The sequence below is a fragment of the Ignavibacteriota bacterium genome, from assembly GCA_019637995.1.
In the GTDB taxonomy this organism is placed as follows: Bacteria; Bacteroidota; Ignavibacteria; order Kapaibacteriales; family UBA2268; genus JANJTB01.
Genome location: JAHBUQ010000001.1, coordinates 353,691 through 367,156 on the forward strand (window position 1 = coordinate 353,691; position 13,466 = coordinate 367,156).

10 protein-coding genes and 1 tRNA gene are annotated in these 13,466 nt (G+C 34.5%); 5 read left to right on the top strand and 6 right to left on the bottom strand.

Features of this window, described 5'->3' with window-relative positions:
• Positions 1 to 68: 68 nt before the first annotated feature.
• The 5 genes from KF896_01370 to KF896_01390 form a co-directional block, all read right to left on the bottom strand.
• Positions 69 to 2,411 carry an immunoglobulin domain-containing protein gene (locus KF896_01370; protein ID MBX3042345.1) on the bottom strand — a complete coding sequence of 781 codons (2,343 nt, stop codon included), beginning with the start codon at positions 2,409 to 2,411 and terminating at the stop codon, positions 69 to 71.
• Between the two features lie 144 nt (positions 2,412 to 2,555).
• Positions 2,556 to 3,833 carry a phosphoribosylamine--glycine ligase gene (gene purD / locus KF896_01375; protein MBX3042346.1) on the bottom strand — a complete coding sequence of 426 codons (1,278 nt, stop codon included), beginning with the start codon at positions 3,831 to 3,833 and terminating at the stop codon, positions 2,556 to 2,558.
• A gap of 20 nt (positions 3,834 to 3,853) precedes the next feature.
• On the bottom strand, positions 3,854 to 5,746 hold the full coding sequence (locus KF896_01380; protein ID MBX3042347.1) for a PAS domain S-box protein: 1,893 nt from the start codon (positions 5,744 to 5,746) through the stop codon (positions 3,854 to 3,856).
• Between the two features lie 63 nt (positions 5,747 to 5,809).
• Complete coding sequence (locus KF896_01385) at positions 5,810 to 6,439, bottom strand: regulatory protein RecX (GenBank protein ID MBX3042348.1); 630 nt, start codon at positions 6,437 to 6,439, stop codon at positions 5,810 to 5,812.
• Positions 6,440 to 6,543: 104 nt separating this feature from the next.
• Positions 6,544 to 6,625: transfer RNA gene (locus KF896_01390), tRNA-Leu, on the bottom strand.
• Positions 6,626 to 6,789: 164 nt separating this feature from the next.
• Here KF896_01390 and KF896_01395 point away from each other — a divergent pair.
• The 3 genes from KF896_01395 (at position 6,790) to rpoN (ending at position 10,280) form a co-directional block, all read left to right on the top strand.
• A complete protein-coding gene (locus KF896_01395; GenBank protein ID MBX3042349.1) occupies positions 6,790 to 7,740 on the top strand; it encodes a hypothetical protein in 951 nt (316 codons plus the stop codon).
• Positions 7,741 to 7,950: 210 nt separating this feature from the next.
• Positions 7,951 to 8,517 carry a DUF3109 family protein gene (locus KF896_01400; GenBank protein MBX3042350.1) on the top strand — a complete coding sequence of 189 codons (567 nt, stop codon included), beginning with the start codon at positions 7,951 to 7,953 and terminating at the stop codon, positions 8,515 to 8,517.
• A complete protein-coding gene (gene rpoN, locus KF896_01405; GenBank protein MBX3042351.1) occupies positions 8,517 to 10,280 on the top strand; it encodes an RNA polymerase factor sigma-54 in 1,764 nt (587 codons plus the stop codon). The genes KF896_01400 and rpoN overlap by 1 nt, the downstream gene beginning before the upstream one ends.
• 1 nt (position 10,281) lies before the next feature.
• Here rpoN and KF896_01410 read toward each other — a convergent pair whose 3' ends face one another.
• Positions 10,282 to 10,698, bottom strand: a complete 417-nt coding sequence (locus tag KF896_01410) for a secondary thiamine-phosphate synthase enzyme YjbQ (GenBank protein MBX3042352.1) — start codon at positions 10,696 to 10,698, stop codon at positions 10,282 to 10,284.
• Between the two features lie 177 nt (positions 10,699 to 10,875).
• On the opposite strand from KF896_01410, the gene KF896_01415 reads away from it, so the two are divergent.
• Positions 10,876 to 12,579, top strand: a complete 1,704-nt coding sequence (locus KF896_01415) for a proline--tRNA ligase (GenBank protein ID MBX3042353.1) — start codon at positions 10,876 to 10,878, stop codon at positions 12,577 to 12,579.
• 55 nt (positions 12,580 to 12,634) lie between these two features.
• Positions 12,635 to 13,465, top strand: a complete 831-nt coding sequence (locus KF896_01420) for a PHP domain-containing protein (GenBank protein MBX3042354.1) — start codon at positions 12,635 to 12,637, stop codon at positions 13,463 to 13,465.
• The last annotated feature ends 1 nt before the right edge of the window (position 13,466 follow it).

Consider the following 13,466-nt stretch of genomic DNA (forward strand, 5'->3'; position numbering starts at 1 on the left):
CTAAACATAAATTTTAAAAAAACTATTTTTCATTTCGTATATAAATAAAATTACCCAAATACAAAAGCTCACATCTTAACAATTTTCTTCACCATATCACCCATCCTTATAAAATATACACCTGCCTGCAGATGGGAAATGTTGATTCGATTTTTGCCTTCAATCAATGATAAATGAACGACTTCTAAACCCAAGAAATCAAATATCTGCAATTTATCTGCTGCTTCAAAGGGCTTAATTCCTTTGTTGCAGAAGTTTATTATAATATAATCGCTTGCTGGATTGGGATAAATATTAAAGCTGTTTTCATTATCAAAAATACTGCTTGTCAAATCATCTTCGGGTAAAATAATACCACCTGGTTTGTAACTTTCGTTTATTACAGTCATTTTGTTTGACCATGTAACACCACATTCATTCCTTATGCGATATTGATAAACCCCGGGTTTGAGATTTGATTTATTACCTCCAAGTACAAATCCGAAATCAGTATTTCCATAAGAATCTCTGGGTCTAAATATTTCCTCATAGAATTCTTCGCCATCAATAAATAATGTATGATGCACACCTTCACCTTTTGACAATACAACAAATGCTGTTATTGGCATTCTACCTTCAATGGCTTCCAACGTTTCAGGTAAATCTCTTGCGACTTCGGGAGGTAAATGTGGTTCGACAATTACTTCTCCAAGTAAAATTTTATTCCCGGTTTGCTTGTTGACTGCATATAAATAATAAGAACCACCGTCACTCTGCTCAAGTCTTGTAAATGTCAGTTTATTAGTGCTTGAATTGATTATTTTATGATTGTCTCTGACAACATTTTTCTTAAAAACCCACTCATACTCATAGCCATCACCTAAATTGTCTGCTTCGACAGTAAGTTGACTGTTGATACATGCACCTTGTCTGGCTTCATCGAATCCCCATGCTACATAAACAGAATCACTCCAAACAGAGCCACATTCATTAGTAATCTTGCATTTATACCAACCAACATCATCTTTTGTTGGCTTATTAACACGATAATCGTCAGCCATACCACCACCAAGAAATTTTTCTCCTTTGAACCATTCAAAATAAGCCGGATTTTGGTTATACAAGCTAACTCTTAGAAAAATTTGGTTTATGTAGTAGTCCCGAGGAGCCTTGATTATCCAATATTTTTGCTGATTGCTTATAATCGGCTTATACTCGGGGTCGTAAAGAAATACATCCGACCTTTTTGTTAAAGATTCTTTAAGGTATGTTACTAACACGTAATAACCTGAAGCATCATCCTTGTCCGGATTTTTTATAGACAATTCCAGCGTTCTTGTGCCGGAGAATTTTTCATCATCAACAAGTAATTTATGTCCTGTTTTAAACCATTGAAAAGAGAAATCTCCATCAATCGAAGTTAGTAAAGATGCTTTGAAAGTAACATCTATTCCTTCGCAATCAAAAAAATCGGGTGATTCTTTTTCAACATCAAAATAATTATGGTCACCTATAAACCCTTTTACAGAATCAACTCCGCATAATCCACTTGCTATACAAGTGTAGTAACCTCTGTCGCCCCAAACTAAATTATTAATGACTAAATCCTGTGAATGTGTTCCTGAGTATTTCTTATTATCCATAAGTGGAATTCTAATGTCATAATATCGAAATACGTAATATATTGTATCAAAAATTGAAATTGTTGAGTCCTTATACCACTGAAAGCTAACATTGTTTCTGTCAATTTCATTGTTTGCATGAATTTCTGCTATAAGACTTGCTGATTGGCGATATTCCCATTTGAAAAATTCGGGTCTTGTCAAAAATTTTGTTTCTGAAGCGATGTAAACACTAATTGGCTCTGATACTTTCTTGCTACAATTACTGGCGGAGGAAATCTCGCAAGTATAAACACCCGAATTTCTATATTCGGCATTTGGTATTTTTAAATTATTGGATGTTGCACCATTAATAATTTCACCATCTTTGAACCACTGAAAATTAATTTGATAGCCCTCTGCTTCAATATCAAGGAGAATATCCTGACCTTCGCAGGATTGAATTGACTTTGATTGACTAATTATTTCAGGACTTTGATATACAGTTATACTTTTTGATAGGCGAAAATCATCAGGATAATCATAATCAAATATTTTGAAAGTAAGTTCCTTGTTGAATAGTTCGAGGTCGTTAACATACCAGAGAAATGTATTATCTGCAATTTGATAATTTTTAATATTATTATAAGTTGTATCATCTGTTGATTTTACAAATATAACTGGCTTATTAATAAATTCTGACCATTTAATAATTACAGGGGTATTGCTGCAAAAGAATTGTTCATCCTTTGGATAAGTTAAATCAAATGAATTAGCTGATGTTGAAATTAGCAATAATAATAATATTAATAAATAATATAAACGTCCCATTGTAGCTTATATTCTCCAATTACTCAAAAATTTCTCAGATTCTATTCTATGACAAATAAGAATCCAAAAAGTTACAGAAAAATTGAAAAAATTAACTTTTTAAAGCGATATTTTAGTTAAAAATTGATTTCAAAAGACCATAAATTATGATTTAAAGCCTTTCTGAGCAATATCATTTCTATAATATTTATTGTCAAACTTGATTTCATCTGCTAAAATATATGCAGTCTTAACAGCTTGATTCAGCGAATCACCAGTAGCTACAACTCCCAAAACTCTGCCACCGGAACTAACAAGTTTTCCGTCTTTTATAGCAGTTCCTGCATGGATGATGAATGAATAATCGTCCTCAATTTTTGGAAGTGCAATTTCGTAGCCTTTATTGTATGAATCCGGATAGCCATCTGATGCAAGAACAATACAAACAGCAGATTTATTGCCAATAATTTCCACAGAATCTTTTTCAATTATTCCAATTGCAGCAGTATAAAACAATTTTGCTAAATCACCTTTTATAAGTGGCAAAACTACCTGAGTTTCAGGGTCGCCGAATCTTGCATTAAACTCGACAACTTTCGGCTCAGAATTATTTATCATAAGTCCGACATAAAGGCATCCTCGATAGGGATTTCCGGAATCACGAAGAGCTTTAAGTATCGGCTCAATGATACGAACTTTCACTTTTTCGAGTACTTCACTATTAGCTATCACAGCAGGTGCATAAGCTCCCATACCGCCTGTATTTTTTCCGGTATCACCGTTTCCGATTCTTTTGTGGTCTTGCGATGGTGGAAGAATTAAGTAATCAGTGCCATCTGTTACAACAAATACAGATGCTTCTTCACCTTGCATAAATTCTTCAATTATAACACAATTGCCTGCAGCTCCGAACTCACCTGCGAACATACTGTCAATTGCATTATGAGCATCATCATAGCTTTGGGCTATAACAACACCTTTTCCGGCGGCAAGCCCATCAGCTTTCAGCACCAGAGGAAGTGGCATAGTATCAATAAATTTATGGGCTTCAAACATTTCACTTGCAACAAAAGATTTGTAAAATGCTGTTGGAATCGAGTGTGTTTGCATCAATCTTTTAGAAAAATCTTTTGATGATTCAAGCCCGGCAGCATATTTTGAGGGTCCGAATACTGCGATTCCAACTCCTGTTAACACATCGCTTAGTCCTTCAGCCAGTGGCTGCTCGGGACCAATCACAACAAGCGAAATTTCTTTGTCCTTACAAAAATTTACAACATGCTGATGATTGTTTGTTACAATATCTGCTTTTTCCGCTTTTTCAAAAATTCCGGGATTTCCCGGAGCAGCATATAATTTACCGCATGATTTTGATTTTGCTAAACTAATTGCGAGTGAATGCTCACGACCGCCTGAGCCAATCAGTAGTATATTTAATTTCATAGTTTTTGTCAATTAATTTTCTAAAAATGTTTGGATGGGACCGTAAAATAAAACTTAGTTCCCATATCGGGTTCGCTTTCAACATAAATTTTGCCACCGTTTATTTCTACTAAATCCTTACAAAGTATCAAGCCTAATCCTGAACCACTTTCATTTGAAGTGCCTTTATTTGAAAAATGTTTATCAAGACGATAAAGATTTTCAATTTCTTCGTTTGTCATACCGACACCTGAGTCTTCGACGCAGATTTCTACAAAATCATCATTATTTAATGAAGAACTTATTGTTACAGTACTTCCATTAAAGGAGAACTTTATAGCATTTGAAATTAAATTTCTAAGGATTGTATTCAGTAAATTGACATCAGTATAAATTAGCACACTGCTATGTACTTTATTATTCAAGGATATTTCTTTTTGTTTAGCTACAATCTGAAGTAAGTCAATATTCATCATGACAAGTGTTGAAAGTTGCATTGTGATTGGATTGTAGTCCATAATTCCACGTTGAATTTTCGACCATTCAAGAAGGTTTTCCAAGAGTTTATATAGATTTTGAGAAGCCTCAAACATTGAATTTGTAAGGTCGAAAATTTCCTCTTTATCCATACTTGGAAGTTCGTCTGATAGGATTTTTGTAAGTTGCATGAACCCTTTCAGAGGGGCTCTTAAGTCATGACTGATTACGGAGAAAAATTTATCCTTTTGATTATTCAGCTCGAATAAATCTTTTTTGGATTCAGTTACTTGTTCCAATAATTGCCTGACTTTCGCGGTTTGTTCGCTCTCAGATTTTCTTGATTCTTCCAACTTTGCGATTGAATCCGTCAAATCTTGTTCTTTTGCGATAAAATCACTTATGTCATGCATTGCAGCAACTGCACCCCAGACATTATTATTTTCATCAATGATCGGATTTATCAATATTCTGTAGTTACTGCCAAAATAGTATGATTCTCTTGAATTTGTTATTCTGTTAACTGAGTTGCGATTAAAAATTGCAAGCTTTAAGTCATCTTCAATTTCCAAATGCTCAGATAAAAATATTCTGGAAATTCTGTTATTTGCGATTGAATCTCTGCTTTCAAATCCTGAAATCTCAATTAAATTATCACTAAAGTCCAATATTTTTAAATCCTTATCAACTACAATGATAATTCCCGGAATGGTATTCATTATTACACGCAATTCCTGCAAAGTTTTATTTAAATTGTCATAACTTTGCTTCTGTTCATTGACATCAATAACAAGCCCAATAATCTCTTTGGGCGTTCCTGAATAGTCTCTTACAAGTCTTGCCCTTTCCTCAAACCATCGGTAATCACCATCATTACTCAATATAGGATATATCATTCTTACTTCATCGCTGGTTTCGAGACAATGCAGAGAATTGATGACATAATTTTTAAAATCAGGTTTAATCAATGAATCCCAAAAATCGTTTGCCCGAACAAACATTGATGCGTCGTATCCCAAAATCTCACTTACATTATCGGAAATGAAATTAAAAGCATAATCTCCGTCAGGCTTTGTAGAATAAACAATTGCTGAATTATTTTTTAGAATATTGCTCCAGGTAGAATTATTGATGTTGTCGAGCGACTCGATTGTTGCAGAATATTTTCCATCTTTAATTTTAGCGATGCTGACTCTGAAAAAGTTATCAAGTTTGTTATTGCAATTTAACCTGAGTACAAAGTTGTGTTTATTTGCAAGTGGTTGTGTTATGTTTTTGAGAATTTCTCTGGCAATGCAGTCAGGGTCAGAGTCCATATTTGAATTTAAAAATTCATAATTAAAGGCATTATTATAAAAATCACAACTTATTTCACCACTTTTATCAACATTTATAATGATAAATGGACTTGGAAATAAATCAAAAGTTGATTTAAAATAATGCAAGTAGTCGAACATGAAATCAAATTATATTTTTTTGTAAAAATTAACTGTGCAAAATTAACTCTTTTTTCAAATTAATCAAAATATTTCTTTTAAAATATTCTTGATTATTGCGAATTCGTAACCTTTTCCTGCAAGATGTCTGATAATTGCATCTTTTTGTTTTTCTGTTGTTTTTTTACGTATCATATTTAATTTTTTTAAAGCTAATTCTTTTGCGGATTCATAAATATCATCATAATTCAGCTTAGAATTCAAATATTCTTGAAAATTACATATATTTACGCCTCTTTTTCTGAGTTCGTTAATAATTTTTAGTTTACCCCACTTTTTCTTCAGGGCATAGTTTATGAAATTTTCAGCAAATTTATTATCATCAATCAGATTATTTTGGTGTAATTTTTTGATAGTATATTCTATTAATTCTAAGTCGTAATTTTTCTGTTTAAGCTTTTGCCTTATTTGAAATTCAGACCTCACAAATCCATCAGAAAGTCTCATTGAATATGATAATACCTTCTTTTTATCAACCGCAGTTCTTAATTGCAGCAAAGTGACATCGTTGATTTTAGAGCCTTTATTCAGGGATAGATTCATCACCTCATCAATAGTGGTCATAATGTTGTTGCCATTACTCAAAATAAGAACACAATTTCCGGGGAATCTGCTTTTAACAATTTTTTCAATATTAATTATTTCATTATCCATAAATCATAATTTTAGTGATTTGTTTCAAAAATAACGATTTTCTCAACTGAAACAAAAATATAAATAACAAAAAAGGGCTGAAAAAATCAGCCCTTGATTACTTGTGCGGAAGAGGGGATTTGAACCCCTACACCTATCGGCACCACCCCCTCAAGATGGCGTGTCTACCAATTTCACCACTTCCGCAGTCAAAAGGATTACAAAAATAATAAATTTTAAAATATCTACCAAAAATTTTCTTTTTTAATTTGAAAAATCTTTCTACATTTTAAGACTGATTTATCTATTTAATGGCATAATATTTGATAATTTTATTTTGATTTATAAATAAATATTGAATTTGGAAATCCATGATAAATAAAGATGATTATACCATTATCGGTATTGATGGCGGCGGCACTAAAACGCGTGGAATACTATTTTCCAAAGGCGAAATCAAAGCAGAACTGGTATCCGGCACAACAAGAATTGGAGCTGTTGGGGTAGGAGAGTCCTGCGAGAGAACTTTAAATGTAATTACAGAATTATGCAACAAAGCTCAGATTGAATCAGGCGAAGTTGATGCTATCGTTGTTGGTTTAGCAGGGGTTTGGCTTGACGAAGAAAAGAAAAGGTCGCAAAATTTGCTCCGAACCTTAGCAAGAGGGCAGCGGACTGTTCTTAATGACGTAATGGTCACAAGTGATGCCGAAATTGCTCTTGAAGGTGCATTTGGTGGTGAAGACGGAATTATGGTTATAGTTGGTACCGGTTCAATTGGACTTGGAAAGTACAAAGGTAAATTTTACCGTTGTGGTGGCTGGGGCATCGAACTTGATGATGAAGGCAGTGGCGCTTGGATAGGGCGCGAAGGTCTTACTGCTGTTGTACGTGCTTTGGACGGAAGAGGACAGCACACAGCACTTGCTAAAAAAATAGAATCGCTATACCCTGCAATTACACTTGAAGAGCCTCGCACTATAGTAAAGGCGTATGCTGAACGAGCTTTTGAATATCAAAATTTAACACCTTATGTGATGGAATGTGCCGAAAATGGCGATGAAGTATGTATGAAAATTATTAACTCTGCATCAGTTCACCTTTCTGAGCTTCCGGCTGCAATTATTAATAATTATAAGGATAAAAAGTCCGATGTTGCACTGATGGGTGGCATTATTGATGCTGACACTCTACTAAAAAAAATACTTGAAAAAGAAATAGCGAAAAATAAAAATCTTAACTTAGTCAAACCAAAAGGCACAGCACTTGATGGGGCTATAACAATTGGTTTTAGAATGGTAGCAGATGACATAGAATTATAGACGATCCCGAATTCCTTAATTTGATTGATGTAATTTATGAGGCTTTTTTGATTATTATCAGAAAGTCTCATTTTTTTTCTGCTTAAAAGTAATATAATTGTAATATAAAGTTAATGAAAATCGGCATAAATAAAGTTTTTATTTGTTTATGTAAAAAATAATTGTTAATTTCGTAAATATTTGGCACAATATTTTCTAAGCAGATTTTTTATGATTTTAATTAACGATGTTTTAGTTGATGAAAAAATAGGTAAAACCCATTTCAGTTGCGATTTGAGCAAGTGTAAAGGAGCTTGTTGCACTTTCCCCGGCGAGTTCGGTGCTCCGCTTCTTGAGGAAGAAATTGAATTGCTCAAAGAATCTTTACCATCAGCTATGCAGTATTTATCAGAAAAATCAATAGCGATAATCGAAAATGATGGTTTTATTACAAAAGTTGGAAAAAGCTACTACACGAACTGCATAGAAAAGAAAGACTGCGTTTTTGTTTATTATGATGGGGATATTGCATTTTGCAGTCTTGAAAAAGCATTTATTGAAGGTAAAACGAAATTCCAAAAACCTGTATCATGTCATTTATTCCCAATAAGAGTTGCATATTTTGGCGGTAAATATATTTATTATGAAAATATTGAGGAATGCTCTCCGGCTCTTGATAATGGCAAAGCCAAGAATGTAAGAATTTTCGAATCTGTAAAAGATGCCCTCATTCGCTCCTATGGAGCTGACTGGTTCATTAATTACTTAAGCGAACTAAGAAAAAGGGAGAGTGAATAATGAAACTATCACTTGACCTGAAAACCACACTCAGCCAAACCCTTACACCTCAACAGATTCAATATCTGAAAATGTTGCAACTTCCTGTAATGCAATTTGAGCAGTTCCTTCAACAGGAAATCGAGCAAAATCCTTTACTCGAAGATGAAAGAAATCCTGATATGGATTTGTTCGATTACGATGATGAGCCTATTGTTGAAGTAAAAGAACCTGAAACAGAAAAATTCGATTATTATGATGATGAATATGGCTATGATTCTATAGACAAAACAGAAAAATCCAAAGATTATCTGTCTGATGATAATTTGACCTACAGAAATGATGATTTCAATGAGGATAATGACCCATTTGATTTATACAGTATGGTTTGGCAAGATACTTCAGAAATGGCTTATGGTGCTGGTGACAATTATGGTGAGGATGATGAGCCGGTATTTCAAATTAAGTCTCATACAAGTCTCGAAGAGGATTTGATTGAACAGCTAAACTTGTTGCATTTGACAAGGGAACAACAAATAATCGGTACATATATCATTGGCAATATTGATGGAGACGGCTATCTTAGACGTCCGCTTCATGAAATAGTTGATGATGCTAACTCGTTTATAGCTGAAACAAATTTCAGTATTCAGCATAAGCAATATCTTGATAATATCGAAAAGAAAGAGAAGAAAAGTAAAAATCCCGCAACCATGTACTCAATAAGTGATGAAAGTATTAAATTGCTGGAAAATGCCAAAAATTTGCAAAATGGTACATCTAGTTTAAATAAATCTGAAAATTCACATAAGCAAAATGTCCAAAGTGAGATATTAAATCAGATAGACATTGAAAGTGCAGAAAAAATCTTAAAAATAATTCAAACCCTTGACCCTCCGGGAATTGCTTCCAGAGATGTGAGAGAATGTCTGATATCGCAATGCAAAGCAATATTTAATCCGAATACTGCTCAGCTACTTGCTCTCAGAATCCTTGATGATGCTTATGAACATTTTATACGTAAGCATTATCCTATTATAATCAGACAATTGGGTATTACAGAAGATGATCTGAAAGCTGCAATAGAAGTTATACGGCGGCTGAATCCAAAACCTGGTGGGGGAGACTCACAATCTGAGCTGAATACCGTAATTCCGGACTTTATAGTTGAACGTGATGAGGATACTGATGAACTTATTATTTCCCTCAATGACAGCCGTCTGCCAAATCTAAAACTTAGTAAAGCTTATGAAAAATTGCAAAAAGAAGCGAAGATGAAGCAATTCAACAAGGAAACGAAGAATTGGATTCGTGGCAAAAGGGAAGATGCTAAGTTTATGATTCAGGCAATTAAGCAAAGAAAAAATACTATGCTCAAGGTGATGACTGCTATTGCTACATTGCAGAAAGACTTCTTCTACGACGGAAAAAGCGGAATCAAGCCTCTTATTTATAAAGTAATAGCTGAAGAAACATCCCTTGATATTTCAACTGTTTGCAGAATTGTTAATGGCAAATATGTCCAGACAGAATTTGGTACATATGAATTAAAGTTCTTTTTCAGCGAGTCTTTAATTACTGATGATGGAGAGGATGTATCAACGACAGTAATCAAAGAAAAAATTAAAGAGCTGATTGATTCAGAGCCGAAGAATAAACCTTACAGCGATGAACTAATCAGCCGTCTTCTAAAAGATGCAGGCTATAATGTAGCAAGGCGGACAGTAGCTAAATATCGTGAACAGCTCAGAATTCCTGTGGCACGACTCAGAGTCGAAATTTAATTTATTCACCGATAATTTTAACCAAAACTCGTTTTCTTCGTTTGCCATCATACTCACCGTAGAATATCTGCTCCCAGGGACCAAAATCAAGTTTACCGTTTGTTATCGCCACAACTACTTCGCGACCCATTATTTGCCTTTTCAGATGAGCATCTGCATTGTCTTCAAAACCATTATGACGATACTGAGTATGTGGCTTTTCGGGTGCAATTTTTTCAAGCCAAACTTCAAAATCGCTGTGAAGTCCGCTTTCATCATCATTGATAAAAACACTTGAGGTAATATGCATAGCATTAACCAAAATTAAACCTTCTTTAATTCCGCTTTCATGCAGGCTTTTCTCAACTTCAGAAGTTATATTGATATACTCTCTTCTGTTTCTGGTGTCAAACCATAATTCCTTTCTAAAGCTTTTCATCTTAATAAATATTTAATTTAACAATTACAGATTACAAAAATGCAAAAAAATACTTAAGAAGTCAAGTTATATTTGAAAAAAATCATAATAAAAAGTGGTTATATTAGTAGAAATGATTAACTTTGTAATTTGATTTTTTGACATTTCTAAAAAATATATTTTTTTGGGTTACAAATAATGAGACAATCAGAGTATTTCGTACCGACACTTAAGGAAACACCTGCTGATGCACAGATAATTTCACATCAGCTGATGCTTAGAGCCGGACTTGTCAGGCAACTTGGTTCAGGCATTTTTTCCTTCTTGCCGCTCGGTTTTCGAGTGTTAAATAAAGTTATAGAAATTATTCGTGAAGAAATGAATAAAATTGGCGGTCAGGAATTTTTACTACCGGCGTTAAATCCTATAGAAATTTGGGAGCAAACCGGAAGAGTAGAGTCTATGGGAGATGTTATGTTTCACATCAAAAACCGCGAGGGTTTAGTGCTTGCACCGACTCATGAGGAGATAATCACTTTTCATGCCCGACAGCATGTTAAATCATATCGGGATATGCCGCAAATCTGGTATCAGATTCAAACAAAATTCCGTAATGAGCCAAGACCTAAATCAGGCGTTTTGCGTGGTAGGCAATTCATTATGAAGGATGCCTACTCGCTTGATACTTCCTGGGAAGGGCTTGATGAAAGCTATAACAAGCACGCACTTGCTTACAAAGCAATTTTCGATAAATGCGGGATTAAATTTTTCGTGGTTGGTGCATCAAGCGGAGCAATGGGTGGACGTCAATCTCAGGAATTTATGGTCGAATCTGATTCGGGTGAAGATACTTGCGCAATTTCAGATTCAGGATATGCGGCAAATATTGAAGTTGCAACATCTGCTCTGAGTCCGGTCGAAAGAATTGATGGTGATTTGAAACTTGAGAAATTCCCAACCCCAAATGCAAAAACAATTGATGATTTGATTAAGCAGTTTGGATTCCCTGAAGAAAGATGTGCTAAGTCGGTTGTATATATCGCTGATGATAAGCCGATTTTGATTTTTATGCGCGGAAATGATGAATTGAACGAAACTAAACTTCAATCAATTCTTGGCACAGGAAATGTTCGTCCGGCTGTTTCCGAAGAGTTGAAACAATTTACAGGTGCTGATCATGGATCAATTGGACCAATCAATCTCAAAACAAATATCAGGATTATTGCTGATAACTTGTTGAAAGATGCAAATGGTCTTATCAGTGGTGCAAATGAAGATGGCTATCATTATAAAAATATAGATTTTACTCGTGATTGTATCATACCTGAATATCAGGATTTACGAACTGTGTGTGAAGGTGAACCTTGCATAGTTGACGGCAGCCCGCTAAGAGTCGTTAAAGCCATTGAACTTGGACATATATTCAAGTTAGGCACAAAATATTCAGAAGCATTAGGAGCAAATTTCCTTGATTCCGAAAGTATTGAGCATCCAATTATAATGGGTAGCTACGGTATCGGTGTCGAGCGTGTTATGGCTTGCTATCTTGAGCAGCACTATGATGACAAAGGAATTATCTGGGATGGTCCTTTATCTCCTTTCCATGTTCATATTTTAGGACTTAATGAACCTAAATTCCCTGAAGTTAAAACTGCAGCCGAGAAACTTTACAGCGAATTGAAAGAACTTGGATTTGACGTACTCTATGATGACCGTAATGAATCCCCTGGTATCAAGTTTAATGATGCTGATTTATTGGGTATTCCCGTGCAAATTGTAATTGGAAATAAAAATATTGTAAATGGAATAATTGAATTGAAATTCAGGAATACAGGTGAAAGACAGACAATTGAAATTAGCAAAACAGCAGAAGTTATTCAAAATTACTTCAAAGGTAATTAAGTGAAGCTAATTTTTTATTCAGAAACCATTTATAAGTGTGTGTAAGAAAGAAAAAATGCAAAAAAAAGTAGATTTACATACACATACGACTTATTCTGACGGAATACTTCAGCCCCATGAATTGCTTAGCCTTGCTAAGGAAAAGGGGCTTTCGGCTATAAGCATCGTTGACCATGATACTCTCGATGGAAATATTGTGGCTCAGTCAATTTGCAGTCAATATGATATTGAAGTATTGATGGGCTGTGAATTCTCTTGCTATGAAAACGGAAAAGAATATCATTTGCTTGGCTATAATTTCGACCCCGATAATCAAAGTCTGAAAACACATCTGGACAATTACAGAATTGCCCGTCTGACCCGTGCAAAACAGATTCATAAAAAGCTTGTGAACATTGGTGCGGGGATATCATTCGACGAAATATTGGAAACTGCCGATAAGGCACCGGTAGCAAGACCTCACATAGCATCAGTATTAGTAAAAAAGGGTTATGCGGCAGATTTAAAAGAAGCATTTACTAAATTCCTTGGTGAAGGTAGTCCTGCTTATTATCCTAAAGCAATTTTCCCGGTTGAGATGGCAATCAGAATGATAAATAAAGCTCGAGGAGTAGCAGTCCTTGCCCATCCACGAAATTATATTGACCAGCCGACTTTATATAAATTTATTCAATCAGGTCTTGACGGGATTGAAGTTAATCACCCAAGCCATTCCGAAGAGCAGAAGAAATTCTACCATTATGTTGCTAATCAGTTTTGGCTTTTGGAAACAGGTGGTTCGGATTATCACGGTTCAAGAGAATTTGATGCAGTGAACATAGGAAATGTATTTGTTCCTTATTCAGTAATTGATTCAATAAAAAATCTTACCGGCTACAGATTTTAAA

What these genes read in the sequence shown, in the direction of transcription:
- KF896_01415 (MBX3042353.1), top strand. Translation starts at nt 10,876, where the DNA reads ATGAGACAATCAGAGTATTTCGTACCGACACTTAAGGAAACACCTGCT.
- KF896_01400 (MBX3042350.1), top strand. Translation starts at nt 7,951, where the DNA reads ATGATTTTAATTAACGATGTTTTAGTTGATGAAAAAATAGGTAAAACC.
- KF896_01370 (MBX3042345.1), bottom strand. Translation starts at nt 2,411, where the DNA reads ATGGGACGTTTATATTATTTATTAATATTATTATTATTGCTAATTTCA.
- KF896_01385 (MBX3042348.1), bottom strand. Translation starts at nt 6,439, where the DNA reads ATGGATAATGAAATAATTAATATTGAAAAAATTGTTAAAAGCAGATTC.
- KF896_01395 (MBX3042349.1), top strand. Translation starts at nt 6,790, where the DNA reads ATGATAAATAAAGATGATTATACCATTATCGGTATTGATGGCGGCGGC.
- rpoN (MBX3042351.1), top strand. Translation starts at nt 8,517, where the DNA reads ATGAAACTATCACTTGACCTGAAAACCACACTCAGCCAAACCCTTACA.
- KF896_01410 (MBX3042352.1), bottom strand. Translation starts at nt 10,698, where the DNA reads ATGAAAAGCTTTAGAAAGGAATTATGGTTTGACACCAGAAACAGAAGA.
- KF896_01420 (MBX3042354.1), top strand. Translation starts at nt 12,635, where the DNA reads ATGCAAAAAAAAGTAGATTTACATACACATACGACTTATTCTGACGGA.
- KF896_01380 (MBX3042347.1), bottom strand. Translation starts at nt 5,746, where the DNA reads ATGTTCGACTACTTGCATTATTTTAAATCAACTTTTGATTTATTTCCA.
- purD (MBX3042346.1), bottom strand. Translation starts at nt 3,833, where the DNA reads ATGAAATTAAATATACTACTGATTGGCTCAGGCGGTCGTGAGCATTCA.